The sequence below is a fragment of the Pseudomonas sivasensis genome, from assembly GCF_013778505.1.
GTDB classification, from domain to species: domain Bacteria; phylum Pseudomonadota; class Gammaproteobacteria; order Pseudomonadales; family Pseudomonadaceae; genus Aquipseudomonas; species Aquipseudomonas sivasensis.
The window spans coordinates 70,757-96,982 of sequence record NZ_JAAOWU010000001.1; the positions used below are offsets into that span (position 1 = coordinate 70,757).

Annotated in this window: 26 protein-coding genes; 3 read left to right on the forward strand and 23 right to left on the reverse strand. The window is 58.3% G+C overall.

The window, feature by feature from the left end; translation table 11 throughout:
- Nucleotides 1-5: 5 nt before the first annotated feature.
- Together G9Q84_RS00325 and dcd are read right to left on the reverse strand one after the other, a co-directional pair.
- Entirely contained in the window at nucleotides 6-203 is a 198-nt protein-coding gene (locus G9Q84_RS00325; RefSeq protein WP_181642727.1) for a hypothetical protein, read from the reverse strand.
- Nucleotides 204-310: 107 nt separating this feature from the next.
- The gene (gene dcd / locus G9Q84_RS00330) at nucleotides 311-877 is read right to left on the reverse strand and encodes a dCTP deaminase (protein WP_003172320.1); all 567 of its coding nucleotides are present in this window, start codon (nucleotides 875-877) and stop codon (nucleotides 311-313) included.
- A gap of 388 nt (nucleotides 878-1,265) precedes the next feature.
- Here dcd and G9Q84_RS00335 point away from each other — a divergent pair, with 388 nt between their 5' ends.
- Nucleotides 1,266-1,475, forward strand: coding sequence for a cold-shock protein (locus G9Q84_RS00335; protein WP_002554837.1), 210 nt, complete (start codon nucleotides 1,266-1,268; stop codon nucleotides 1,473-1,475).
- Nucleotides 1,476-1,686: 211 nt separating this feature from the next.
- Here the strand turns inward: G9Q84_RS00335 and rpoS are convergent, their stop codons facing one another.
- The 8 genes from rpoS to G9Q84_RS00375 form a co-directional block, all read right to left on the reverse strand.
- Nucleotides 1,687-2,691: an RNA polymerase sigma factor RpoS gene (gene rpoS / locus G9Q84_RS00340; protein WP_032891629.1), complete on the reverse strand. Its 1,005-nt coding sequence runs from the start codon at nucleotides 2,689-2,691 to the stop codon at nucleotides 1,687-1,689.
- Between the two features lie 105 nt (nucleotides 2,692-2,796).
- Nucleotides 2,797-3,633: a peptidoglycan DD-metalloendopeptidase family protein gene (locus tag G9Q84_RS00345; protein ID WP_032891630.1), complete on the reverse strand. Its 837-nt coding sequence runs from the start codon at nucleotides 3,631-3,633 to the stop codon at nucleotides 2,797-2,799.
- A 207-nt stretch (nucleotides 3,634-3,840) separates the two neighbouring features.
- Nucleotides 3,841-4,476, reverse strand: coding sequence for a protein-L-isoaspartate(D-aspartate) O-methyltransferase (locus G9Q84_RS00350; RefSeq protein ID WP_169899534.1), 636 nt, complete (start codon nucleotides 4,474-4,476; stop codon nucleotides 3,841-3,843).
- Nucleotides 4,477-4,517: 41 nt separating this feature from the next.
- Entirely contained in the window at nucleotides 4,518-5,267 is a 750-nt protein-coding gene (gene surE, locus G9Q84_RS00355; RefSeq protein WP_032891631.1) for a 5'/3'-nucleotidase SurE, read from the reverse strand.
- Nucleotides 5,255-6,313, reverse strand: coding sequence for a tRNA pseudouridine(13) synthase TruD (truD, locus tag G9Q84_RS00360; RefSeq protein ID WP_032891632.1), 1,059 nt, complete (start codon nucleotides 6,311-6,313; stop codon nucleotides 5,255-5,257). Before truD ends, surE begins: the two co-directional genes overlap by 13 nt.
- Nucleotides 6,310-6,783, reverse strand: coding sequence for a 2-C-methyl-D-erythritol 2,4-cyclodiphosphate synthase (gene ispF / locus G9Q84_RS00365; protein ID WP_181642728.1), 474 nt, complete (start codon nucleotides 6,781-6,783; stop codon nucleotides 6,310-6,312). The genes truD and ispF overlap by 4 nt, the downstream gene beginning before the upstream one ends.
- Before the next feature lie 54 nt (nucleotides 6,784-6,837).
- Nucleotides 6,838-7,683, reverse strand: coding sequence for an S-formylglutathione hydrolase (gene fghA, locus G9Q84_RS00370; protein WP_032891634.1), 846 nt, complete (start codon nucleotides 7,681-7,683; stop codon nucleotides 6,838-6,840).
- An 8-nt stretch (nucleotides 7,684-7,691) separates the two neighbouring features.
- Nucleotides 7,692-8,804, reverse strand: coding sequence for an S-(hydroxymethyl)glutathione dehydrogenase/class III alcohol dehydrogenase (locus G9Q84_RS00375; RefSeq protein ID WP_032891635.1), 1,113 nt, complete (start codon nucleotides 8,802-8,804; stop codon nucleotides 7,692-7,694).
- A gap of 110 nt (nucleotides 8,805-8,914) precedes the next feature.
- Between G9Q84_RS00375 and G9Q84_RS00380 the strand changes: the two genes are divergently transcribed.
- The gene (locus G9Q84_RS00380; protein ID WP_181642896.1) at nucleotides 8,915-9,841 is read left to right on the forward strand and encodes a LysR substrate-binding domain-containing protein; all 927 of its coding nucleotides are present in this window, start codon (nucleotides 8,915-8,917) and stop codon (nucleotides 9,839-9,841) included.
- A gap of 138 nt (nucleotides 9,842-9,979) precedes the next feature.
- Nucleotides 9,980-10,435, forward strand: a complete 456-nt coding sequence (locus tag G9Q84_RS00385) for a hypothetical protein (protein WP_181642729.1) — start codon at nucleotides 9,980-9,982, stop codon at nucleotides 10,433-10,435.
- Between the two features lie 138 nt (nucleotides 10,436-10,573).
- Here the strand turns inward: G9Q84_RS00385 and ispD are convergent, their stop codons facing one another.
- The 13 genes from ispD to lpxD form a co-directional block, all read right to left on the reverse strand.
- On the reverse strand, nucleotides 10,574-11,281 hold the full coding sequence (gene ispD / locus G9Q84_RS00390) for a 2-C-methyl-D-erythritol 4-phosphate cytidylyltransferase (RefSeq protein WP_181642730.1): 708 nt from the start codon (nucleotides 11,279-11,281) through the stop codon (nucleotides 10,574-10,576).
- A complete protein-coding gene (ftsB, locus tag G9Q84_RS00395) occupies nucleotides 11,278-11,556 on the reverse strand; it encodes a cell division protein FtsB (RefSeq protein ID WP_003231201.1) in 279 nt (92 codons plus the stop codon). Before ftsB ends, ispD begins: the two co-directional genes overlap by 4 nt.
- A gap of 171 nt (nucleotides 11,557-11,727) precedes the next feature.
- Nucleotides 11,728-13,017 carry a phosphopyruvate hydratase gene (gene eno, locus G9Q84_RS00400; protein ID WP_032891640.1) on the reverse strand — a complete coding sequence of 430 codons (1,290 nt, stop codon included), beginning with the start codon at nucleotides 13,015-13,017 and terminating at the stop codon, nucleotides 11,728-11,730.
- Nucleotides 13,018-13,174: 157 nt separating this feature from the next.
- Nucleotides 13,175-14,020, reverse strand: a complete 846-nt coding sequence (gene kdsA, locus G9Q84_RS00405; RefSeq protein ID WP_010563535.1) for a 3-deoxy-8-phosphooctulonate synthase — start codon at nucleotides 14,018-14,020, stop codon at nucleotides 13,175-13,177.
- A gap of 5 nt (nucleotides 14,021-14,025) precedes the next feature.
- A complete protein-coding gene (locus G9Q84_RS00410; RefSeq protein WP_032891641.1) occupies nucleotides 14,026-15,657 on the reverse strand; it encodes a CTP synthase in 1,632 nt (543 codons plus the stop codon).
- A gap of 273 nt (nucleotides 15,658-15,930) precedes the next feature.
- Nucleotides 15,931-17,241 carry a tRNA lysidine(34) synthetase TilS gene (gene tilS / locus G9Q84_RS00415; RefSeq protein WP_181642731.1) on the reverse strand — a complete coding sequence of 437 codons (1,311 nt, stop codon included), beginning with the start codon at nucleotides 17,239-17,241 and terminating at the stop codon, nucleotides 15,931-15,933.
- A 161-nt stretch (nucleotides 17,242-17,402) separates the two neighbouring features.
- Nucleotides 17,403-18,350 (reverse strand): acetyl-CoA carboxylase carboxyltransferase subunit alpha, encoded by a 948-nt coding sequence (locus G9Q84_RS00420; RefSeq protein WP_003172288.1) that lies wholly within the window; start codon nucleotides 18,348-18,350, stop codon nucleotides 17,403-17,405.
- 128 nt (nucleotides 18,351-18,478) lie between these two features.
- Nucleotides 18,479-22,000, reverse strand: a complete 3,522-nt coding sequence (dnaE, locus tag G9Q84_RS00425) for a DNA polymerase III subunit alpha (RefSeq protein ID WP_032891643.1) — start codon at nucleotides 21,998-22,000, stop codon at nucleotides 18,479-18,481.
- 75 nt (nucleotides 22,001-22,075) lie between these two features.
- Nucleotides 22,076-22,708 (reverse strand): ribonuclease HII, encoded by a 633-nt coding sequence (gene rnhB, locus G9Q84_RS00430; protein WP_122755691.1) that lies wholly within the window; start codon nucleotides 22,706-22,708, stop codon nucleotides 22,076-22,078.
- Nucleotides 22,705-23,844, reverse strand: coding sequence for a lipid-A-disaccharide synthase (lpxB, locus tag G9Q84_RS00435; RefSeq protein WP_032891645.1), 1,140 nt, complete (start codon nucleotides 23,842-23,844; stop codon nucleotides 22,705-22,707). The genes rnhB and lpxB overlap by 4 nt, the downstream gene beginning before the upstream one ends.
- Nucleotides 23,845-23,846: 2 nt before the next feature.
- A complete protein-coding gene (lpxA, locus tag G9Q84_RS00440; protein ID WP_032891646.1) occupies nucleotides 23,847-24,623 on the reverse strand; it encodes an acyl-ACP--UDP-N-acetylglucosamine O-acyltransferase in 777 nt (258 codons plus the stop codon).
- Entirely contained in the window at nucleotides 24,620-25,060 is a 441-nt protein-coding gene (gene fabZ / locus G9Q84_RS00445) for a 3-hydroxyacyl-ACP dehydratase FabZ (RefSeq protein WP_003172281.1), read from the reverse strand. Before fabZ ends, lpxA begins: the two co-directional genes overlap by 4 nt.
- Nucleotides 25,061-25,170: 110 nt before the next feature.
- Entirely contained in the window at nucleotides 25,171-26,226 is a 1,056-nt protein-coding gene (gene lpxD / locus G9Q84_RS00450; RefSeq protein WP_122680263.1) for a UDP-3-O-(3-hydroxymyristoyl)glucosamine N-acyltransferase, read from the reverse strand.

Consider the following 26,226-nt stretch of genomic DNA (forward strand, 5'->3'; position numbering starts at 1 on the left):
TGGTATCAAGCGACAGGTGCGGGTGGCGGCTCGTCCGGAAGAGTCGGCTCGCCGGGTTCGGTGGGCTGCGGGTAATCCGGCTCGGGTTGGCCAGGGATGCCGCCCGCGTAAGCGGGATCGGCCATCAGGGCCCAGGCCAGAACACCAATCTGGTTGGGTTCAAGCCGGGCAAGTTCTGCGCTGATTCGCGGGTCGATCTTCATAAGGTACTCCTCAAGCGTGGCCCGACGCGTTTTGCACGCGCCGAGGCAGTACACCCAATAGAGTCACTTTCTTCGGACTAATTCCCTTTACGCGTAGGACCTTTCGATCAAGCGCGTGGCAAGGTGACGCCGCGCTGGCCTTGGTACTTGCCTGCGCGGTCTTTGTAGGACACTTCACAGGCCTCATCAGACTGAAGGAACAGCATCTGCGCTACGCCTTCGTTGGCGTAGATCTTGGCCGGCAGCGTGGTGGTGTTGGAGAACTCCAGGGTCACGTGACCTTCCCACTCAGGCTCAAGCGGCGTCACGTTGACGATAATGCCGCAACGCGCGTAGGTGCTTTTACCCAGGCAGATGGTCAGTACGTCACGCGGAATACGGAAGAACTCCACGGTGCGCGCCAGGGCGAAGGAGTTTGGCGGAATGATGCACACGTCGCTCTTGACGTCGACGAAACTCTTTTCGTCGAAGTTCTTCGGATCGACGATTGCCGAGTTGATGTTGGTGAACACCTTGAACTCATCGGCGCAACGTACATCGTAGCCGTAGCTGGAAACGCCGTACGAAATCACTCGGTCATCGCCTTCACCACGAATCTGGCGCTCGACGAACGGTTCGATCATGCCGTGCTCTTGCGCCATGCGGCGAATCCACTTGTCCGATTTGATGCTCATGGCGGGTGTCCTGAATAGCGAGGTGGAAAAATTCTGTGTGGCATCTTACCGGGGCCGGCGTTGGGGTTCAAAGGCCGTGGGGCTTTTCTTGATCAATACCCCGCCGTTTATAAGGCGCAACCAACGGGGCCGGGGCCGAACTGCCGGATCAGGGGTCTGTAAACACCACCGCCAGTCACGAAAATAGAGAAACCTTCGGAAATACCATTGGCACGTTCCGGAAAAAGGGTTAAGGTGGCGCCACTGTGCTGCTTGTGTCACTGAGAATCTCTACACGATATGTTGAATTTCGATCCAACCATCTCCAAGAATTTTTCCTGCTCTTTGCACTCAGTCTCGGCCAGGGCTTTTCCTGAGTCGCAGTTAACTTTGTCCAAGGAGATACACCATGTCTAATCGCCAAACTGGTACCGTTAAGTGGTTCAACGATGAAAAAGGCTTCGGCTTCATCACTCCACAATCCGGTGACGACCTGTTCGTTCACTTCAAAGCTATCCAATCCGACGGCTTCAAAAGCCTGAAAGAAGGCCAACAGGTTTCTTTCATCGCTACCCGCGGTCAGAAAGGCATGCAAGCTGAAGAAGTTCAAGTTATCTAACTTGTACTGACTTAGTCGAAAAGACCCCGCCCTTAAAAGCGGGGTTTTTTTATGCCTGGGATTTGGTATTCGCACCAACTTTATGCCCGGCACAAAAAATGTGGGAGGGGGCTTGCCCCCGATAGCGGTGTGTCAGTCAATGCAAGTATCGACTGCTACGCCGCCATCGGGGGCAAGCCCCCTCCCACATTCAAGCATTCAAGCCGTGTCGTTATTGAAACAACGACTCACTCGACAAGCCATTCTTCTCCAGGATCTCGCGCAAGCGCTTAAGCCCTTCCACCTGGATCTGCCGCACCCGCTCACGGGTCAGGCCGATCTCCAGGCCTACGTCCTCCAGGGTGCTGCTCTCATGGCCGCGCAGGCCGAAGCGGCGAATCACCACCTCACGCTGCTTGTCCGTAAGCTCCGACAACCACTGGTCAATACTTTGGGACAGATCATCGTCCTGCAACAGCTCGCAGGGATCTGTAGGCCGATCATCCGTCAGGGTGTCCAACAGGGTTTTATCCGAATCCGGACCCAGCGAGACATCGACCGAAGACACACGCTCGTTAAGGCCCAGCATGCGCTTGACCTCCCCTACCGGTTTTTCCAGCAGGTTGGCGATTTCTTCGGGCGAGGGTTCATGATCGAGTTTTTGAGTGAGCTCACGCGCTGCCCGCAGGTAGACGTTGAGCTCCTTAACCACATGGATCGGCAACCGGATCGTGCGGGTTTGATTCATGATCGCCCGTTCGATGGTCTGGCGGATCCACCAGGTAGCATAGGTTGAAAAGCGGAAGCCCCGCTCTGGGTCAAACTTCTCCACCGCGCGGATCAAGCCCAGATTGCCCTCCTCGATGAGGTCCAACAAGGACAACCCACGATTGACGTAGCGTCGGGCGATTTTCACCACCAGGCGCAGGTTGCTTTCAATCATGCGCTTGCGCCCAGCCGGATCCCCCTTTTGCGACAACCGCGCAAAATGGACTTCTTCTTCGGGGGTAAGCAGGGGGGAAAAGCCGATTTCATTGAGATACAGCTGGGTCGCGTCGAGCGCCCGTGTGTAATCAATGTATTTATGCTGCTTTAAAGCGGTAGAGTTCTTGGATTTGGTACGAACTGAAGGTGTTGCAGGTCCCTCATTCGACATCGATTCCATAGCGATACCGGTCTCCATAAGGAGAACCTCATCGTCGATGTCAAACTCCGGCGCTTCTTTACTGAGAGCCATTGTTATAGTCCTTTGGTGAGTTCGACCTCAAGCTCAAGCGACGCCTTTATCCTTGGCAACGCTGGAGCCTGTTCCTTCTACGTGAGGGAACAGGCTGGCAACACATCAACGACGGGGTAAGAATTGCAGCGGATCTACAGGCTTCCCTTGACGGCGAATCTCAAAGTGCAGTTTCACCCGGTCTGTACCCGTTGAACCCATTTCGGCAATTGTCTGTCCGACTTTGACCTGCTGCCCCTCCCGAACCAACAGCCTGCGGTTATGACCGTAAGCACTGACGTAGGTATCGCTGTGTTTGATGATGACCAGCTCGCCGTAGCCCCGTAAACCACTCCCGGCGTACACCACCGTCCCATCAGACGCAGCTAAAACAGGCTGTCCCAAATCACCGGCGATATCAATGCCTTTATTCAAACTACCGTTTGAAGAGAATTTTCCAATTAATACTCCGTTTGAGGGCCATCCCCAGCCCGTCGGAGCAGGCCCGGCAGGCGGCAACGGCGCGGCTGTTGGCTTGCCTGAGGCCGCCGGGACAGCAGTGCCGGCAGGGCGTGTAATGATGGTGGTTTTGCTAGAAGACGACGGCGAAGATCCTGTGTTTGTCACAACCGTCGTAGGCGTGGAACCGGTGCGACCGTCAAAGCGAATCGTCTGACCCGGATGTATGGTGTAAGGCACAGGAATATTGTTACGAGCTGCTAGTGCCTTGTAATCCCACCCGTAACGGAAGGCGATTGAGAACATCGTGTCGCCCTTGCGCACCACATATTGCCCGGTGGTTACCGTGGGCTTTTGCGGTGCCGCACTATTACGGTCAACGACCCGTGCGCCGCTGCTTGGCGAGCTGGAACAGCCGACCAACAAGGAACCGAAGACAAGGCCAAGCACCAGTCGTTGAAAACTTGTTTTACCCATACGCTGCGCAAGACCTGTGAGACTCACCCGCCGCTCCCTTTGTGGTGGCTGAACATGAATGCCTGTATCAGGCTTGAAATATGTCGCAAGTATAAATGGGCACTGAAGTTTTACCGGCACGCGACTGAAACGAATCATTCAGCGTGTTGAATCACCGCACCTATCATGTTGACTTGATAGACCCCGCCGTAAGACAAATCCCCGTCCGCAGAATTCAGTAGCGTCGAAAATTCGTCAGGCCAGCGGTCCGTTGAGCAACGGAACAAAACGCACTGCGCCCAATACATGCCGGGAAAAACCGTCGTCCTCACGGACAATAAGCATCAATTGTTGCACTTCGCCGGAACCGACCGGGATGACCAGGCGCCCGCCTGGGGCCAATTGGTCGAGCAACGCTTGCGGAACATCGGTGGCCACGGCGGTGACGATAATGCCGTTGTACGGCGCCAGCGCCGGCCAGCCTTCCCAGCCATCGCCCCAGCGAAATACCACGTTGCGCAAGTTCAGCTCCACCAGGCGCTCCTTGGCACGGTCTTGCAGCACCTTGATGCGCTCCACCGAGAACACGCGCTCCACCAACTGCGACAGCACGGCGGTCTGGTAGCCGGAACCGGTGCCGATCTCCAGCACCTTGTCCAGCGGGCCCGCCGCCAGCAGCAGCTCGCTCATGCGCGCCACCATGTAGGGCTGGGAGATGGTCTGGTTATGGCCAATCGGCAACGCCGTATCTTCATAAGCGCGATGGGCCAGGGCTTCATCGACAAACAAATGACGAGGGGTGCGGCGGATCACTTCCAACACCTGAGCGTTGGACAACCCCTCTTCATAAAGGCGCTGAATCAAACGCTCACGGGTGCGCTGGGAGGTCATACCGATGCCACGACGCAGCAGGTCGTCTTGTTCACGAGCCATCAGCGCAATCCCTCCAGCCAGACTTCAAGACCACTGAAGGCATCGCTGAAGGTGCGGTCGAATTGCAACGGAGTAATCGACACATAACCCTGCATCACCGCGTGAAAGTCCGTGCCCTCGCCACCGTCTTCGGCATCGCCAGCTGCCGCTATCCAATAGCCTTCCTTGCCACGCGGGTCGACCACCTTCAACGGTGCCGCCGCACGGGCACGGTGGCCAAGACGTGTCAGCTTGATGCCGCGAATGTGATCGAGGGGCAAATTGGGAATATTGACGTTGAGCACCGTGCGCGGCGGCAGGTCCAGGGAGGCATGAGCCTCCACCAACTTGCGTGCGAAATAGGCGGCGGTGGGCAAATTGTCCAGTTGCCGCGAGGCAAACGAAAAAGCGAACGAGGTACGACCCAGAAAGCGCCCTTCAAGCGCTGCCGCCACGGTGCCGGAATACAGCACATCATCGCCCAGGTTGGCGCCGAGGTTGATGCCCGACACCACCAGGTCCGGCTCTTGATCCAACAGGCTGTTGATCGCCAGGTGCACGCAGTCGGTGGGCGTGCCGTTGACACTGATAAAGCCATTAGCCAGAACCTGCGGGTGCAGGGGGCGGTCGAGCGTCAGCGAACTGCTGGCGCCGCTCTTGTCCTGGTCGGGGGCAACCACCACGCACTCGGCGTAATCTTCCAGCGCAGCATAGAGCGCAGCAAGACCGGGTGCGGTGGCACCGTCATCGTTTGATATCAGAATACGCATGGGCTGTCCGTCTGCCCCACCGGCACCAGATCAACGAGCTCGCGCACCAAGACAGTGGCGAAGCATCCGGCCGGTAGGACGAATTCCAATTGCAGAATGTCAGGCCCGGGATAATGCCACGTCAACCCGCCAATGGGCAGTCGCAGAATGCGACGTTCCTGGCTCATGCCGGCATTCACCAGCCAATCCCGCAGGTCGGCTTCACCGGCGGCAACCGCCTGCTCCAACTCAAACGTGGCGCCAGTCGCCGGAGAATCACCCTCGCCCCACTGCGGGCCGGTGGGGTGCAGATCCAGGATCGCCAGGCGCGGGTCGCTGCACTCAGCCTCACCCGCCGGAAAAAAACTGCGGCTGTCAGTAAACGCCAGCAGATCACCCACTTGCGCACGCTGCCAGGAACCGTCGGCGACGCGCGCCGCCAGTACTTTGTTGAAGAGGAAACTACGCGCCGTAGACAACAACCGCGAACGCACATTGCGCTGCTCCGGCAGGGCCTTGCGCGCAGCCCATCCACGGGCGTCGACAACGTTGCCACCGTCGTGGCCGAAACGCTGGGTGCCGAAATAGTTGGGAATGCCGTGCTGGGCAATCAGTTGCAGGCGCGCGTCGATGGCGGCGGTATCACCCACCAGTTGGGTCAGGCGCAAGGTGAATCCATTGGCCGCGTGCGCGCCGCGCTGCAGCTTGCGCTTGTGACGGGCAGTCTTGAGGATCTTGAGCGTGTCGTTTTCAGCAGTGCTCATGTCCGGGTCGGCCTTGCCCGGCAGTTGCACGCTGAACCACTGGCGGGTCAGCGCCTGACGGTCCTTGAGCCCGGCATAGCTGACGGTGCGCAACGGCACGCCGGCGGCCTTGGCGATACGGCGCGCAGCTTCCTCGGTGTTGAGGCCACGTTTTTCCACCCACAGCCAAAGGTGCTCGCCCTCGCCGGTCAGCGGGATATCCAGCACTTCGTCCACCTGAAAATCTTCGGCAGTGGCCTTCAGGACGGCGCTGCCCAAAGCTTCGCCGTAGGCACGCGGGCCCAGCAGTTCCAGATCATTCATGCGCGCAGCAACAAGGCGACGGAGTGCACCGCAATGCCCTCTTCACGACCGGTAAACCCGAGCTTTTCGGTGGTGGTGGCTTTCACGTTCACTTGATCCAATTCAATTTGCAGGTCTGCGGCAATCAGTGCACGCATTGATTCGATATGGGGCGCCATCTTCGGCGCCTGGGCCACGATAGTGTTGTCGACGTTACCGACCTTCCAGCCCTTGGCGTGGATCAGGCTGACCACGTGGCGAAGCAATACACGGCTATCAGCGCCCTCGAAGGTGGGGTCGGTGTCCGGAAAATGCTTGCCGATATCACCCAACGCCGCCGCGCCGAGCAAGGCATCGCTCAAGGCATGCAAGACAACGTCGCCGTCGGAATGAGCCAGCAACCCATGGTGGTGTGCTATGCGCACGCCGCCCAGGGTGATGAAATCGCCTTCAGCGAAACGGTGCACATCGTAGCCGTGGCCAATACGCATAAAAAAACGCCCCGATTTAATTCAGGGCGTGATTCTACCTACTTTTGCCTCACATTAACCGAGCAAAGCGCGGCCATGGTGTCGCAAATGGTCTTCGATGAAGCTGGCGATGAAGAAGTAGCTGTGGTCATAGCCGGGTTGCAGGCGCAGTTCCAGCGGATGCTTGGCCGCCTTGGCCGCTTGCTGCAAGGCCTCAGGCTTGAGCTGCACCGCGAGGAAATCATCGCGATCGCCCTGATCAACCAGCAAGGGCAGCTTTTCCGAGGCTTCGCTGATCAATACGCAGGCATCCCATTCACGCCACTTAGAGCGCTCTTCACCCAGGTAACGGGAGAAGGCTTTCTGGCCCCACGGGCAATCCATCGGGTTATTGATAGGCGAAAACGCCGACACCGACAGATAACGTCCGGGGTTGCGCAACGCACACACCAGTGCGCCGTGTCCGCCCATGGAGTGGCCGCTGATACCACGCTTGTCCGAAGCGGGGAAATGCGCTTCAACCAAAGCAGGCAATTCCTGCACCACATAGTCATGCATCCGATAATGCTTGGCCCATGGTTCCTGGGTGGCATTCAGGTAAAAGCCAGCGCCCAGGCCAAAGTCCCAGGCGTTATCTGGATCACCCGGGACACCGGGACCGCGAGGGCTGGTATCCGGCGCCACGATGATCAGCCCCAGCTCGGCGGCCATGCGTTGCGCGCCAGCCTTCTGCATGAAGTTCTCATCGGTGCAGGTCAACCCGGAGAGCCAATACAACACCGGCAGCTTGCCGCCCTGCTCCGCTTGCGGCGGCAGGTAAACGGCGAAGGTCATGTCGCAATCGAGCACATCGGAATGATGCTTGTAGCGTTTATGCCAGCCGCCGAAGCTCTTCTGGCAGGACAGGTTTTCCAGACTCATGGGAGACCTCAGAAGTGGATGACGGTACGAATGCTCTTGCCTTCATGCATCAGGTCAAACGCTTTGTTGATGTCTTCCAGGCCCATGGTATGGGTAATGAACGTGTCCAGCGGGATTTCGCCGGTCTGGGCCATTTCCACGTAGCTTGGCAACTCGCTACGACCGCGTACGCCGCCGAATGCCGAACCGCGCCAGACGCGACCGGTCACCAACTGGAATGGGCGCGTAGCGATTTCCTGGCCCGCACCGGCCACACCGATGATCACCGACTCGCCCCAACCTTTGTGGCAGCACTCAAGGGCAGCACGCATCAGTTGCACGTTGCCGATGCACTCGAAGGAAAAATCCACACCGCCGTCAGTCAAATCAACAATCACGTCCTGGATCGGGCGATCGTATTCTTTCGGGTTGATGCAGTCGGTGGCGCCCAATTGCTTGGCGATTTCGAACTTGGCCGGGTTGATGTCGATGGCAATGATGCGACCGGCCTTGGCTTTCACCGCGCCAATAATGGCCGACAGACCAATTCCACCGAGACCGAAAATGGCCACGGTGTCGCCCGGTTTGACCTTGGCAGTGTTGATCACCGCGCCAATACCGGTGGTAACGCCACAGCCCAGCAAGCAGACTTTTTCCAGCGGCGCTTCTTTAGGAATCTTGGCCACGGAAATTTCCGGCAGCACGGTGTACTCGGAGAAGGTCGAGGTGCCCATGTAGTGGAAAATCGGCTGACCCTTGTAGGAAAAACGCGTGGTGCCATCTGGCATCAGGCCTTTGCCTTGGGTGGCTCGAATGGCTTGGCACAGGTTGGTCTTGCCCGACAGGCAGAATTTGCACTTGCCACATTCCGGGGTGTACAGCGGGATCACATGGTCGCCGACGGCAACTGAAGTCACACCCTCGCCAATCGCTTCAACCACCGCACCGCCCTCGTGGCCGAGAATCGATGGAAAGATGCCTTCCGGGTCAGCACCCGACAGGGTGTAAGCGTCGGTGTGGCATACGCCGGAGGCCACAACGCGCAGCAGGACTTCGCCAGCCTTGGGCATGGCGACATCCACTTCAACAATCTCAAGGGGTTTCTTGGCTTCGAAGGCGACGGCGGCGCGGGACTTAATCATCCGGTATTTCTCCAGGGCGTTAAAAATTGAGAGGGAGAGTGTAAAACATGGCGTACTGATTAATAATCCAGCCAAAAGCAAAACATTATTGCTGTACAGGGACAATCATGATGTCGGAGAACCGCTGGGAAGGCATCGACGAGTTCGTCGCCGTGGCTGAATGCAGTCAATTTACAGCTGCCGCCGAGCGCCTGGGTGTGTCGTCGTCCCATATCAGTCGCCAAGTCGCACGCTTGGAGGAACGGCTGCAGACACGGTTGCTTTATCGCAGTACACGCAAAGTGACCCTGACCGAAGCCGGGCAAACCTTCCTCCAGCATTGCCAACGCTTGCAGGACGGCCGCGAAGAAGCATTGCGAGCGGTGGGCGACTTGACCAGCGAGCCAAAAGGCATGTTGCGCATGACGTGCGCCGTGGCTTATGGCGAGCGATTTATCGTGCCTTTGGTGACGCGGTTCATGGGGCTGTACCCGCAGTTGCGGGTGGATATCGAACTGAGCAACCGCCAGCTCGATCTGGTACACGAAGGCCTGGACCTGGCAATTCGCTTGGGGCGCCTCTCAGACTCAAGAATGGTTGCCAGCCGTCTCGCGCCGCGGCGCATGTACTTGTGTGCATCGCCGTCCTATCTCGAACGCTATGGGCGCCCCCATAGCTTGTCGGAATTGAGTCGGCATAACTGCCTGATTGGCAGCTCGGATATCTGGCAACTGGCTCAGGACGGCCGGGAGTTTTCCCAGCGGGTGCAGGGAAACTGGCGTTGCAACAGTGGACAAGCGGTGCTGGATGCTGCATTGCAGGGCGTGGGATTGTGCCAACTGCCGGATTATTACGTGCTGGAACATTTGCGCAATGGTGCACTGGTGTCGCTGCTGGAAGCGCATCAGCCGCCGAATACAGCGGTGTGGGCGCTGTATCCGCAGCAACGGCATTTGTCGCCAAAGGTGCGCAGTTTGGTGGATTACCTAAAAGAAGGCCTATCAAACAGGACAGAATACAAAGCCTCTGACCCCCTGCTCTCCCACGACTTCATTTGATGACCAGCACTACTGTCAACTCTGACAGTAGTGGACAAAGATGAATGGTGCCTCCCTACGGTTTCACTGCTGGCGCTGCATCATCAATTTTACGGCGCTGCCCAGTGAGGCCTATCAAGATGACGCAGGGAAACTGCCATGAAAAATGTAAACACCGCAGATATCGAAAAGCAGCTTGAACAGAACATAGCTGCATATAAAAAGCACAACTTCGATTCAGAGGGTTCAGCCGACTTAAGGATCGAAAGCACTGAACACTATGCGACCAAAGACGCACATTTTTATCAATTCAACAATCATGAAGTGATTCAGATAGCAGTGCCCGCAACAGACCCTGAAGCCCCCGGTCATCCGGTAATCATGGATATTCTTTCTTTTAGCCCACCCTTTGAATCGGGAAGGTTCGATCTCATCACCGGATTCCCCATCCGGCTAAACGTTCACCATCCTTTGCTACGCGACGCCAAAATGAAGCATGGGCAGTTGGTACTGACAGTAGAAGATAGACAACTAAATGGCCAACTCAGCTGCGAGTTCACCCATGAACACCTTGAACTTAAAATGAACACGGCATTCGCGATCACAAAACCATAGGAAGACGACGTATCAATAATCGGTGCTACGCGCGACCGGTGCCCATGACAGCGGTATGGGCACTTTCAGGTCAAACAGACCGAAGATGAAGACGCCGCCGAGAGCAGCGTTTGCCTGGCACAGCCTCTCAGCCAACAATCACTGCCGATTTGCCCAGCGTAACCGTAACCACTCCAGATCCTCAGGCCGGGTCACCTTGATATTGTCCGAGCGCCCCTCAATTAACCGCGGCGCCTGACCGGACCATTCCATTGCCGAGGCCTCATCGGTGATGACCGCATCCGCTACCAGGCTATCGGCCAAGGCACGATGCAACGCACCGAGTCGGAACATCTGCGGCGTGTACGCTTGCCAGATCAGGCTGCGGTCGACGGTTTCATCGACGCGACCGTGCTTGTCGGCGCGCTTAAGGGTATCGCGGGCCGGGACGGCCAGTAGGCCACCGACAGCATCATCGGCCAGTTCGCTTAACAGTTTGTCGAGATCATCGCGGCTTAAATTGGGCCTGGCGGCGTCGTGCACCAGCACCCAGTCGTCATCGCTCGCGCCCAGGGCATTGAGGTGCAACAGAGCGTTTAGCACCGAACCCGAGCGCTCCGAACCGCCGTCAGCACGCTGTATACGTGGATCAATGGCGCATGCCAGGTTGGGCCAATAAGGGTCATCCACGGCAAGGCTGACCACCAACCCCTTGAGATTGGGGTGGTCCAGAAAACAGTAGAGGCTGTGTTCAAGAATAGTGCGCCCGCCCAGTTGCAAATATTGCTTGGGACGGTCCGCAGCCATACGGGCACCGACGCCCGCGGCGGGAATTACGGCCCAGAAGGCCGGCAAACTGTTGTTCATTGGGCCAACTGGTAGAGGGTTTCGCCCTCCTTGACCATGCCCAGTTCGTGACGAGCCCGCTCTTCAACGGTCTCCGTGCCTTTTTTCAACTCAAGCACTTCAGCGTCCAGGACGCGGTTGCGCTCCAGCAGGATCTCGTTTTCGGCGTGCTGTGCAGCAATTTGCTCAGTCAGGTCTTTTACCTGCGCGAAGCTGCCATTACCCACCCACAGGCGGTACTGCAGGCCAGCCAGCAACAAGAGCAAGACGAGGAACAACCAATTGGGACTGCGCATCGAATATCGGGTATCCAGTGAAAAAAGACAGCCATGCATAACTTTTGAAGCAACTGATAGCACGAAGCCTGGAAGAACCAGGCTTGTGCTTGATAGCCATCAGATTAGCGCCGAAATGTTCACTATCGTGAACTTTCCGACGCAATCCGCCGACTTTTTACCATTTACAGATTAGCCGCGAAACTCGCCGCGACCGTTGTACTTGGCTTTGCCAGCCAGTTGCTCTTCGATACGCAGCAATTGGTTGTACTTGGAAACGCGATCGGAACGGCACAGCGAACCGGTCTTGATCTGGCCCGCCGAAGTGCCTACAGCCAGGTCGGCGATGGTCGAATCTTCGGTTTCGCCGGAGCGGTGGGAGATCACGGCGGTGTAGCCCGCAGCCTTGGCCATCTGAATGGCTTCCAGGGTTTCGGTCAAGGTGCCGATCTGGTTGAACTTGATCAGGATCGAGTTGGCGATCTTTTTATCGATGCCTTCTTTCAGGATCTTGGTGTTGGTCACGAACAGGTCATCGCCCACCAATTGGACTTTCTCGCCGATCTTGTCGGTGAGGATTTTCCAGCCGTCCCAATCGGACTCATCCAGGCCGTCTTCGATCGAGATGATCGGATAGCGCTGGGTCAGGCCCTTCAGGTACTCAGCAAAACCTTCGGAGTTGAACACTTGGCCTTCGCCGGACAAATTGTATTTGCCGTCTTCGTAGAACTCGCTGGCCGCGCAGTCCAGGGCCAGGGTCACGTCAGTGCCCAGCTTGTAGCCAGCGTTGGCCACGGCTTCGGAGATCACTTTCAGCGCATCTTCGTTGGATGCCAGGTTTGGAGCGAAGCCACCTTCGTCGCCTACAGCAGTGCTCAGCCCACGGGCCTTCAGAACAGCTTTCAGGTGATGGAAAATCTCGGTACCCATGCGCAAGCCTTCGGAGAAGGTCTTGGCGCCAACCGGCTGCACCATGAATTCCTGGATGTCGACGTTGTTATCAGCGTGCTCGCCACCGTTGATGATGTTCATCATCGGCACCGGCATCGAGTAAACACCCGGAGTGCCGTTCAGGTTGGCGATGTGAGCGTACAGCGGCAAGTCCTGGTCCTGGGCAGCAGCCTTGGCAGCGGCCAGGGAGACGGCGAGGATAGCGTTAGCGCCCAGGCTACCTTTGTTTTCGGTGCCGTCGAGCTTGATCATCGCGTGGTCCAGAGCTTTCTGGTCCAGCGGATCCTTGCCCAGCAACAGGTCACGGATCGGGCCGTTAATGTTGGCTACAGCCTTGAGTACACCCTTGCCCAGGTAACGGCTCTTGTCGCCATCACGCAGTTCCAGCGCTTCGCGCGAACCGGTAGAAGCACCGGACGGCGCGCAGGCGCTGCCGATGATGCCGTTATCGAGAAGCACGTCGGCTTCGACGGTGGGGTTGCCACGGGAGTCGAGAACTTCACGACCTTTGATGTCGACGATTTTTGCCATTGTTGTAAACACTCCAAAGTTGACGAAAACGACGCAGCTGAAGGGAAACTTTTGACCGACCGCAAGGGTGGAACAACGGGGCAGGCTTGCAGGCGACAAGGCTCAGGCCCGAGGGCCTGAACAGAAAACGTGGGAAAGTCTACCGGAGAAACGACGCTTACGCGGTCTCTACTGTCGGAAAACTCTTGACCAGTTCGTCCAACTGCTTGAGCTGGGCCAGGAATGGCTCCAGCTTGTCCAGGCGCAGGGCGCATGGACCGTCGCATTTGGCATTATCCGGGTCCGGGTGGGCCTCCAGGAAAAGGCCAGCCAGGGACTGGCTGATGCCGGCCTTGGCCAGGTCCAGCACCTGGGCACGGCGCCCGCCTGCGGAATCGGCGCGACCACCGGGCATTTGCAGCGCGTGGGTCACGTCGAAGAACACGGGGTATTCGAACTGCTTCATGATGCCGAAACCGAGCATGTCCACCACGAGATTGTTGTAGCCGAAGCTCGAACCACGCTCGCAGAGGATCAACTGGTCGTTACCCGCTTCCACACACTTGTTCAGGATGTGCTTCATCTCCTGAGGTGCGAGGAACTGGGCTTTCTTGATATTGATCACTGCGCCGGTCTTAGCCATCGCGACGACCAGATCGGTCTGGCGCGACAGAAAGGCCGGCAACTGGATGATGTCGCACACCTCGGCGACCACGGCAGCCTGTTCAGGCTCGTGGACGTCGGTGATGATCGGCACGCCGAAGGCTTGTTTGATGTCCTGGAAGATCCGCATGCCTTCTTCAAGGCCTGGGCCGCGGTAGGACGTTACGGACGAGCGATTGGCCTTGTCGAAGCTGGCCTTGAACACGTAAGGGATACCCAATTTCTGGGTAACCTTGACGTACTCTTCACAGACCTGCATCGCCATGTCGCGGCTTTCCAGCACGTTCATGCCGCCGAACAGCACCATGGGCTTGTCGTTGGCAATCTCGATGTCGCCTACGCGAATGATCTTCTGGGCCATCAGGTTTACGCCTTCTTCTGATGTTGCGTCAGTGCAGCTTTGACAAAACCGCTGAACAGCGGGTGACCGTCGCGTGGAGTCGAGGTGAACTCCGGGTGGAACTGGCAAGCGACGAACCATGGATGATCCGGTGCTTCGACCACCTCAACCAGCGCGCCATCACCGGAGCGACCGGAGATTTTCAGGCCGGCTTCTTTGATTTGCGGCAGCAGGTTGTTGTTCACTTCGTAACGGTGACGGTGACGCTCGACGATCACGTCCTTGCCGTAGCAATCGTGAACCAGCGAGCCCGGCTCCAGCAGGCAATCCTGCGCGCCAAGGCGCATGGTGCCGCCCAGGTCGGAGCTTTCGGTACGGGTTTCAACAGCGCCGGTGGCGTCTTCCCACTCAGTAATCAGGCCCACGACCGGGTGACCGCTCTTGCTGTCAAACTCGGTGGAGTTGGCGTCTTTCCAGCCAAGCACGTTGCGGGCGAACTCGATAACCGCCACTTGCATGCCCAGGCAGATACCCAGGTACGGCACCTTGTTCTCACGAGCGTACTGTACGGCGGTGATCTTGCCTTCCACGCCACGCAGGCCGAAACCGCCTGGAACGAGGATTGCGTCAACACCTTCGAGCAGCGCGGTGCCCTGGTTCTCGATGTCTTCGGAGTCGATGTAGCGCAGATTGACCTTGGTACGGTTGCTGATACCCGCGTGGCTCATCGCTTCGATCAGCGACTTGTAAGCGTCCAGCAGCTCCATGTACTTGCCGACCATGGCGATGGTGACTTCGTGCTCAGGGTTGAGCTTGGCGTCAACCACAGCTTCCCACTCGGACAGGTCCGCACCGTTGCATTGCAGGCCGAAACGCTCGACCACAAAATCGTCCAGGCCTTGCGAGTGCAGGATGCCCGGGATCTTGTAGATGGTGTCGGCGTCTTCCAGGGCGATCACCGCACGTTCTTCAACGTTTGTGAACTGCGCGATCTTGCGACGCGAGGAAATGTCGATCGGGTGATCGGAGCGGCACACCAGCACGTCCGGCTGCAGGCCGATGGAACGCAGTTCCTTGACCGAGTGCTGCGTAGGCTTGGTTTTGGTTTCGCCAGCGGTGGCGATGTACGGCACCAACGTGAGGTGCATCAGCATCGCGCGCTTGGCGCCGACTTCGAAACGCAACTGGCGGATAGCTTCGAGGAATGGCTGGGATTCGATGTCACCCACGGTGCCACCGATCTCGACCATCGCCACGTCGGCATCGCCTGCACCCTTGATGATGCGGCGCTTGATTTCATCGGTAATGTGCGGAATCACCTGGATGGTTGCACCCAGGTAGTCACCACGGCGCTCTTTGCGCAGAACGTGCTCGTAGACACGGCCGGTGGTGAAGTTGTTGTTCTGGGTCATGGTCGTGCGGATGAACCGCTCGTAGTGGCCCAGGTCCAGGTCGGTCTCGGCGCCGTCGTGTGTGACGAACACTTCACCATGCTGGAACGGGCTCATGGTGCCCGGGTCGACGTTGATGTACGGGTCCAGCTTGAGCATGGTGACTTTAAGCCCCCGCGCCTCCAGGATGGCCGCCAATGAAGCGGAGGCAATGCCTTTCCCCAATGAAGAAACAACACCGCCCGTGACGAATATGTAGCGCGTCATGAAAAACCCTAGAAGTCTGCGTTAAAGCGGTCCGAGCCGCCGGGGAAAGCGAAGAGAGGCCGAAGCCCCCGATCACCAGCATTAATCACAGTGCACCTTTCAAAAAAACCGCCGCGTTGTGACAGACCAGCAGTGAAACACCGGTGCGTTGATCGCTACACATTTTTTGGAATCGCCCAGCAAAGACGGCTTGGTAATCGGCAACTGCTGCGATTCAGGCGAATCCACAGAAGTTGTATCAAGAAGGGAGCGTAGTCTACCGGAAAGGCTCTATCAGCTCAAACCTTGATCGCAGCTCTGTGGCATCCAATGTAATTTCCAGCCATCACTCGGTGAGGCCCAGAGTCCAGTGAGGTTGGGCACGCCGAGCAATTGCTCGCCCTGATACAGCAGCGGCAATCTGCCACGGACGAAGCCCGGCACTCCATACTCATTGAGCAGGCGCTTCAGGTCACGCCGGCCTCGGCCTGGCACTTCAAGCATTTCACCGCCCTGGCGATAACGGACCTCCAGCGGGACTTCGGGCACCTTGCCGATAATTTCCAGCAGGCCATTGCCGGGTAACTCTAGTGGGTTTTGCGGGCGAGGCCAGCTCACCGACGCGCGGGAAAATTCCGACCAGGCGCGAGACAACCACCAGATGCGTTCGCCACAACGGTGCAATTCTCCATCGGCCAGGCGCCACAAGGGCTGTGCGTCGCCCTTGGCATCGCGTAGGGAATACCAGCCAGCCCAGTGGTCGGTGTCGGGCAACCGGGTCAGCGGCGCCAGCCAATGGCGTAGGACGTTGCGCTGACGGGCATCGGAAAGATCGCGCAGTGGGCCGAGGGCCAATGACGGCAAAGGCAGCCAAGGAAACCGTGAAGGTTGATCCGCGACTTGTAGGTCCATGCTGGCTAACTCACCCAGCAATGCCTGGGCTTCACCGAAGTGTTCGGCAGTGCGGGCCAGGCTGGAGACGGCTTGGGGCCAACGCTCCGTCAGCGTCGGGATCACGCAGTGACGCAGGTAATTACGGGAGAACTGCATGTCGGCGTTGGAAGGGTCTTCGATCCACTTGAGTTGATGTTCATCGGCGTAGGCCACCAGCTCGGTGCGCGAGACATCCAACAACGGCCGCACCAAATGGCCGCCCGCCAATGGACGGTGCACAGGCATTGCCGCCGCCCCCCGCACGCCGGCCCCGCGCAACAGGCGAAACAGCAGGGTTTCAGCCTGATCGTCGCGATGCTGGCCCGTGAGCAACACCTCCCCTGCCCCGATCACCTCGGTAAACGCCCTGTAACGTGCATCACGCGCTGCACGCTCAAGGCTGGCGCCGGGCTGTACCTGCACACGCATTACGCGCAGGGGCACGCCCAGCCTGTCGCAAATGGACTGGCAATGGCTCGGCCAGGTGTCGGCGGCGGATTGCAGGCCATGGTGGACATGGACAGCGCTTAGAGGCGGAAGGGCTTCGGCGCTGGCCAGGAGATGCAGCAGGACAGTGGAATCAAGACCACCAGAGAAGGCGATATGCCAAGCCGGGGCTTTGCGCCAAGGGGCTAGGGCGTGCAGGAGTTTGGCGGATAAAGTCGGTTTCATCACAGGTTACCGCCGCAAATCTGGAATACCCAAGCCAAGCATACACAAAGCAAATGTGGGAGGGGGCTTGCCCCCGATAGCGGAGCATCAGCCAGTGAATACAGTGACTGACACTCAGCAATCGGGGGCAAGCCCCCTCCCACATTAGTACCGCTGCGGCCTTAGAGGCCGTAGCTCATCAGGCGTTCGTAACGACGGGCCAGCAGCGCTTCGTTGTCCAGTTTTTTGAGCATCGCAAGCTGCGAACCCAACTCGGCACGGATAGTCGCGGCGGCAGCAGCCGGGTCGCGGTGGGCGCCGCCCAATGGCTCGGCGATCACTTTGTCCACGATACCAAGGCCCTTGAGGCGATCAGCAGTGATGCCCATGGCTTCGGCAGCGTCCGGTGCCTTTTCTGCAGTCTTCCACAGGATCGAGGCGCAACCTTCTGGCGAGATCACCGCGTAGGTCGAATATTGCAGCATGTTCAGTTGGTCGCAGACGCCAATGGCCAATGCACCGCCGGAACCGCCTTCACCAATCACCGTGGCGATGATCGGGGTTTTCAGACGAGACATGACGCGCAGGTTCCAGGCAATCGCTTCGCTCTGGTTGCGTTCTTCAGCGTCGATACCTGGGTATGCACCCGGCGTGTCGATGAAGGTCAGGATCGGCATCTTGAAGCGCTCAGCCATTTCCATCAAACGGCAAGCCTTACGATAGCCTTCCGGACGCGGCATGCCGAAGTTGCGGCGGACTTTCTCGCGCACTTCACGGCCTTTCTGGTGACCAATCACCATTACCGGCTGGTCGTCCAGGCGAGCGATACCGCCCACGATAGCCGCGTCGTCGGAGAAGTGGCGATCGCCATGCAACTCGTCGAACTCGGTGAAAATGTGCTGAATGTAGTCCAGGGTGTACGGACGGCGCGGGTGGCGGGCCAGGCGCGCGATCTGCCAGCTGGTCAGCTTGCCGAAGATGTCTTCGGTGAGCGTGCTGCTCTTGTCTTGCAGGCGAGCGATCTCATCGCCGATATTCAGCGAATTGTCATTGCCGACCAGGCGCAGTTCTTCGATCTTGGCTTGCAGGTCAGCGATCGGCTGTTCGAAATCAAGAAAATTCGGGTTCATAAGCGTCCGTCTTGGGTCGACGGCCAGGGAGTGCCTGGCCAGCCGGTTGTCTGTTCGCGCCCTACCTTAAGGGAGAGGCGCGTTCAGGTCGAGATTAAATGTTCAGCCGAGGTCAGACGTTCTGACCGTCAGCGGTATTGGAGGAAGACGTTGTCTCGACCGAACTGGTCACGCAAAGCTTGAATCAAGCCATCAGCCGGATCAATTCGCCAGGTCTCGCCGAACTGCAACATCGCCTTGGCGTCGTCGCCGGTGTACTCCATGGTCACCGGGCATGCGCCACGGTGACGCTTGAGCAAGTCACCCAGCCAGCGTAGCTGATCACCCTTGAGCGCCTCGGTCTTGACCTTCAAGCGCAGGCTTTCAGCCAGGTTGGTGCGCGCATCTTCCATGCTCATCACCCGCTTGATACGCAGGCGCAGGCCACCGGAGAAGTCATCGTTGCTGACCTCCCCTTCCACAACCACCATGGCATCGGTCTGCAGCAGCGACTGCGCCGAATGGAAGGCATCGGCAAACAGCGAAGCTTCGATACGGCCCGAGCGGTCATCGAGAGTGATGAAACCCATCTTGTCGCCCTTCTTATTTTTCATCACCCGCAGGGCGATAATCATGCCGGCGACGGTTTGGGTGTCCCGCGCCGGTTTCAGGTCGATGATGCGCTGACGGGCGAAACGGCGGATCTCGCCTTCGTATTCGTCAATCGGGTGACCGGTGAGGTACAGGCCCAAGGTGTCTTTTTCACCCTTGAGGCGCTCCTTGAGAGTCAACTCTTTGGCCTTGCGGTGATTGCCGTACACGTCCGCGTCTTCTTCGACGAACAACCCGCCAAACAGGTCGGCGTGGCCGCTGTCATGGGTACGGGCGGTCTGCTCGGCAGCTTTGATCGCTTCTTCCATGGCAGTGAGCAGCACCGCGCGGTTGCGGTCGATATTTGCCTGGTAGGCCTTCGGCTCATCGTGAAAGTAAGGGCCGAGACGGTCCAGCGCACCGCTGCGGATCAAGCCATCAAGGGTTCGCTTGTTGATGCGCTTGAGGTCAACCCGCGCGCAGAAGTCGAACAGATCCTTGAACGGCCCATCCTGACGCGCTTCGGTAATCGCCTCCACCGGGCCTTCGCCCACGCCTTTGATCGCGCCCAGGCCATAGATGATGCGGCCTTCGTCATTCACCGTGAACTTGAACTCCGAGGCGTTCACGTCAGGCGCGTCGAGGCGCAGCTTCATGGTGCGCACTTCCTCGATCAAGGTCACAACCTTGTCGGTGTTGTGCATGTCCGCAGAAAGTACCGCAGCCATGAACGGCGCCGGGTAGTGGGCTTTCAGCCAGGCGGTCTGGTAAGACACCAGGCCGTAGGCGGCGGAGTGAGATTTGTTGAAACCATAACCGGCGAATTTTTCCACCAGGTCAAAAATGTTACCGGCCAGATCGGCGTCGATATTGTTGGTGGCGCAACCCTCAATGAAACCGCCGCGCTGCTTGGCCATTTCCTCGGGTTTCTTTTTACCCATGGCTCGACGCAGCATGTCCGCACCGCCGAGGGTGTAGCCCGCCATCACCTGAGCGATCTGCATCACCTGTTCCTGGTACAGGATGATGCCGTAGGTTGGCGCCAGCACAGGCTTGAGGCCTTCGTACTGGTAGTCGGAGTGCGGGTAGGCCAGTTCGGCGCGGCCGTGCTTACGGTTGATGAAGTCGTCAACCATGCCAGACTGCAGCGGGCCCGGACGGAACAGGGCCACCAGTGCGATCAAGTCTTCCAGGCAGTCGGGCTTGAGCTTTTTGATCAGCTCTTTCATGCCCCGCGACTCAAGCTGGAACACAGCTGTTGTTTCAGCTTTTTGCAGCAATTGGTAAGTCGGCTTGTCATCCAACGGGATGAACGCAATATCCAGCGGCTCTTCGTCGACCTTGGCGCGCTCGCGGTTGATGGTCTTCAGCGCCCAGTCGATGATCGTCAGGGTCCGCAGGCCGAGGAAGTCGAACTTCACCAGGCCGGCCGCCTCAACGTCGTCCTTGTCGAACTGGGTAACCAGGCCGCCGCCTTCTTCATCGCAATAGATCGGCGAAAAGTCAGTGAGTTTGGTCGGCGCGATCACTACGCCACCGGCGTGTTTACCGACGTTACGCACGATACCTTCGAGCTTGCGCGCCATGTCCCAGATCTCGGCGGCTTCCTCATCGATCTTGATGAAGTCACGCAGGATTTCTTCCTGCTCGTAGGCCTTTTCCAGGGTCATGCCGACTTCGAACGGGATCATCTTCGACAGCCGGTCGGCCAGGCCGTAGGACTTGCCCTGCACCCGGGCCACGTCGCGGATTACCGCCTTGGCCGCCATGGAACCGAAAGTGATGATCTGGCTTACCGCGTTGCGGCCGTATTTCTCGGCCACGTATTCGATCACGCGGTCGCGACCGTCCATGCAGAAGTCGACGTCGAAGTCGGGCATGGAAACCCGTTCCGGGTTCAGGAACCGTTCGAACAGCAGGTCATATTCAAGAGGGTCGAGGTCGGTGATCTTCTGCACATAAGCCACCAGCGAGCCGGCACCCGACCCACGGCCAGGGCCTACGGGCACGCCGTTGCTTTTCGCCCACTGGATGAAGTCCATTACGATCAGGAAGTAACCGGGGAACCCCATCTGGATGATGATATCCAGCTCGAAATTCAGCCGGTCGACATACACCTGGCGCTTGGCTTCGTAATCTTCAGTGGTGTCCTTGGGCAACAGCACGGAAAGCCGTTCTTCCAGGCCATCGAACGACACCTTGCGGAAATATTCATCGATGGTCATGCCATCGGGAATCGGGAAGTTGGGCAGGAAGTGCGTACCCAGCTTCACTTCAATGTTGCAGCGTTTGGCGATCTCGACAGAGTTTTCCAGGGCCTCGGGCAAGTCGCTGAACAACTCGGCCATCTCTTCGGCGCTTTTGAGGTATTGCTCTTCGCTGTAATTTTTCGAGCGGCGCGGGTCATCCAGGGCCCGGCCTTCACCGATGCAAACACGGGTTTCGTGGGCTTCGAAATCTTCTTTCTTGATAAAGCGCACGTCGTTGGTGGCGACCAGTGGCGCGCCCAGCTTTTCGGCCAGGGCAACGGCGGCGTGCAGATGTTCTTCATCATTGGGGCGGTTGGTGCGCTGCACTTCAAGGTAGAAACGGTCGGGGAAGACCTGCATCCACTCCTTCGCCAGCACTTCGGCTTCCTGGGGATTGCCCCCCAGCAGTGCGAGACCAATCTCCCCCTCTTTAGCGGCCGACAGCATGATCAGGCCTTCGCTGGCCTCGGCAACCCATTCACGCTCGATAATGATCGAACCGTTGCGTTGACCATCGATGAAGCCACGGGAGATCAGTTCAGTGAGGTTGCGATAACCCACGCCGTTCATCGCCAAAAGGCTGATGCGGCTCAGCGCGTTATCCGGATCTTTGTTGGACAGCCACAGGTCGGCACCGCAGATAGGCTTGATGCCGGCCCCCATGGCGTTCTTGTAGAACTTGACCAGGGAACACATGTTGTTCTGATCGGTAACCGCCACCGCGGGCATGTTCATGCCCACCAGGGTTTTGACCAGAGGCTTGATCCGTACCAGGCCGTCGACCAGGGAGTACTCAGTGTGCAGGCGTAGGTGAACGAATGAAGCCGGCATAGTGATCCTGTCTTATACGTGGAAACAACAAGGCCCGGATTGTACCGGGCCTTGGCAAAAACATCAGCCTCGCGACTACACCTCGCTGAGACTCTCCCGCGCTTCGTAAGCCAGGCGCACCGGGGCAAACGAGCGGCGGTGGATAGGCGTGGGGCCGAGGCGGACCAGGGCTTCCAGATGAACGGGCGTCGGATAGCCTTTGTGACCACCGATGCCGTAGCCGGGATAGATCAACTCGAACGCGGCCATTTCCCGGTCACGACTGACCTTGGCCAGGATCGATGCCGCTGCGATGGCCGGAACCTTGCTGTCACCTTTGACCACTGCCTCGGCCGGCATCGCCAATTTAGGGCAGCGGTTACCGTCGATCATCGCCAGTTTGGGTGTGATGTGCAGGCCTTCAACAGCACGCTGCATGGCAAGCATGGTGGCGTGGAGAATGTTCAGCTCGTCGATTTCTTCGACTTCGGCCCGGGCGATATGCCAGCTCAGGGCTTTTTCACAAATCTCGTCGTAGAGCTTTTCGCGACGAGCTTCGGTGAGCTTCTTCGAATCGTTGAGGCCAAGGATCGGACGGTTCGGGTCAAGAATCACAGCTGCGGTGACCACCGCACCGCAGAGGGGACCGCGCCCTACTTCATCAACACCGGCCACCAGTTCATGGGCTTGTGCAACCAGGCTGAAATCCAGGCCCATCTGCGTACTCATAACGTTTCCTGTTTGTGGCCGATCAAACTCAACACGGCGTCTGCTGCCTGGTTCGACGCATCACGGCGCAGGGTGCGATGAATCTCATCAAACCCTCGGGTCTGCTCTTCGCCGCCATCGATCAGGGGCAGCAGTGTCTGCGCCAAGGCCTCCGGTGTCGCATCGTCCTGCAGCAACTCCGGCACCAACAAGCGCTGGGCCAACAAATTGGGCAAAGAGATATAGGGGCTTTTGACCATGCGTTTGAGAATCCAGAACGTCAGCGGTGCCAGGCGATACGCCACAACCATCGGACGCTTGTACAACAAGGCTTCCAGGGTTGCCGTGCCTGAAGCAATCAGCACCGCATCGCAGGCCGCCAATGCCAGGTGCGATTGACCATCAAGCAATGTCAACGGCAGGTTACGACCTTCCAGCAGCGTTTCGATCTGTGCGCGACGCTGTGGGCTTGCACAGGGCAGTACGAAACGCACACCTGGCTTCAAGGCTTGCAGGCGCTCGGCGGCATCGAAGAACACGCTGGCCAGCCGACCGACTTCTCCCCCCCTGCTGCCCGGCATCAACGCGACGAGCGGGCCATCGGGCAAGCCCAACTGCCCACGGGCCGCCACGCGATCGGCCTGCAAAGGGATGTCGTCCGCGAGCGTATGCCCAACGAACCGTACCGGCACGCCCTTTTCTTCGTAGAACCTGGCCTCGAACGGCAACAGGGTGAGCATCAGGTCACAGCCTTCACGGATCTTCAGCACACGCTTTTGTCGCCACGCCCACACGGAGGGGCTAACGTAGTGCACGGTTTTGATCCCGGCCTGACGCAGCTTGAGTTCGATATTGAGGGTGAAGTCCGGTGCATCGATTCCGATAAAGACGTCGGGTTTTTCTTCGATCAGGGTCTGAATCAGCAGCTTGCGGCGCGCCAACAGCTCACGCAGGCGACCCAGCACTTCCACCAACCCCATAACCGACAGGCGCTCCATGGGGAAATAGGAAGTGAGGCCTTCAGCCTGCATCAATGGGCCACCAACACCGATGAATTCAACCGCCGGATGCTGGGCCTTGAGGGCCCGCATAAGACCTGCGCCCAGGATATCGCCGGAAGCTTCTCCGGCCACCAGCGCAATTCGCAGATTAGCCATGATCAGCGAGTGATGCCGCGAGTCGACGCCTGGATCGAATCACGGAACACCGCGACTTCCGGGAACAACGCTGCCGGCTCGGTCAGTTGGGTCAACGCCTGATCTACTGTCAGCCCCTGGCGATAAACGACCTTATAGGCACGACGCAGGGCGTGAATGGCCTCTTCGCTGAAACCACGACGGCGCATGCCTTCGAAGTTCATGCTGCGAGCTTCAGCGGGGTTGCCGAACACCGTGACGAACGCCGGGACGTCCTTGCCGATGGCGGTGCCCATGCCGGAGAAGCTGTGGGCCCCAATGTGGCAGTACTGATGGACGAGCGTGAAGCCTGAAAGGATTGCCCAATCGTCGACGTGCACGTGGCCAGCCAACGCCGTGTTGTTGACCAGGATGCAGTGGTTGCCGATCACGCTGTCATGCCCGATATGGGCATAGGCCATAACCAGATTGTGATCACCCAGTGTGGTCTCGGCACGATCCTGCACGGTGCCACGGTGAATGGTCACGCCTTCACGGATGATGTTGTGATCACCGATTACCAAGCGTGTTTCTTCACCCTTGTACTTCATGTCCGGGGTGTCTTCGCCTACCGAGGAAAACTGGTAGATGCGGTTGTGTTTGCCAATGCGGGTCGGACCTTTGAGGATCACGTGCGGCCCGATGACAGTCCCCTCGCCGATTTCCACACCTGCGCCGATGATCGACCAGGGGCCGACCTCAACGTCGGCGGCCAGTACGGCCGACGGATCGATGATTGCGCGAGGGTCAATCAAACTCATAGTTTGCGTTCCGCGCAGATGATCTCGGCAGAGCACACTGGCTTGCCGTCTACCGAGGCCTGGCATTCGAACTTCCAGATCTGGCGCTTGCAGCTGATGAATTTGGCTTCCAGGATCAACTGGTCACCCGGAGTAACCGGGTTGCGAAAGCGCAGCTTGTCGGAGCCCACGAAATAGTAAAGCGTGCCGTCGGCAGGCTTAAGGTCAAGCATTTTGAAACCAAGGATACCGGCAGCCTGGGCCATCGCTTCGATGATCAACACGCCCGGCATGATGGGATGCGCGGGAAAGTGACCGTTGAAGAACGGTTCGTTGATGCTGACATTCTTGTAGGCACGAATGCGCTTTTCCTCAACATTGAGGTCCACTACGCGGTCCACCAGCAGGAACGGGTAACGGTGAGGCAGGTATTCGCGAATCTCGTTGATGTCCATCATTTCGGGGGGAAGCCTGTAATAAAGATTGGGGGCGGACGACTAAACGCACGCCCCGCTAGCAAATCAAGGAGGCAGTCTAGCGGCTGTGCACACTTGATATGGAAATGGTATCAGCCTTCAGATGAAGCATTACCGCCAGGGGTCACGTCCCCAACACGCTTTTCCAGCTGTTTGAGACGTCGAGCCATGTCGTCAAGCTGCCTCAAACGTGCCGCACTCTTGCGCCATTCAGCCGCAGGCTGCATGGCGGTACCGGATGAATAGGCCCCAGGCTCGGTAATCGAGTGAGTGACCATGGTCATTCCGGTGATAAAAACGTTGTCGCAAATATCAATATGCCCCACCAGACCGACGCCACCGGCGAGCATGCAATGCTTGCCGATTTTGGTGCTGCCGGAAATCCCCACGCATGCAGCCATGGCGGTGTGATCGCCAATCTGTACGTTGTGAGCAATCTGGATCTGGTTGTCGAGCTTCACACCGTTGCCGATCACGGTATCGGCCAAGGCCCCGCGATCGACAGCTGTATTAACACCAATTTCCACGTCGTCGCCGATCAAAACGCCGCCGACCTGGGCAATCTTGTTCCAGATACCTTTGGAGTTGGCAAAGCCGAAGCCTTCCCCTCCGATCACCGCACCTGACTGGATAACCACCCGCTCACCGATACGCACATCGTGGTAAAGGGTCACGCGAGGTGCCAGCCAACCATCGGCACCGATTTCACAACGCGCACCAATAAAGCAATGCGCACCAACAGTTACACCGGCCGCAATGCGCGCACCACTCTCGATCACCGCAAAAGCGCCAATGCTCGCCGCAGGATCAACCCGGGCATCATCGGCGATCACCGCCGACGGGTGAATCCCGCTGGCTGCCTTGGGTTTTGGATCAAATAGGTGCGAAACCTGTGCATAGGCCAGATACGGGTCAGCTACCACCAGCGCATCCCCAGCAAACCCTTCGGCGTCAGCTGCCTTGAGCAATACGGCTGCGGCTTGGCTATCGACGAGGTATTTACGGTATTGAGGGTTTGCGAGGAAGCTCAACTGAGATGGGCCAGCCTCCTGCAAGGTGGCTAGCCCAGTAATTTCCTTCTCCTGGGAGCCACGCAAGGTGGCCCCCAGGAACTCGGCCAACTCGCCGAGTTTGATAGTCGCGGTCAT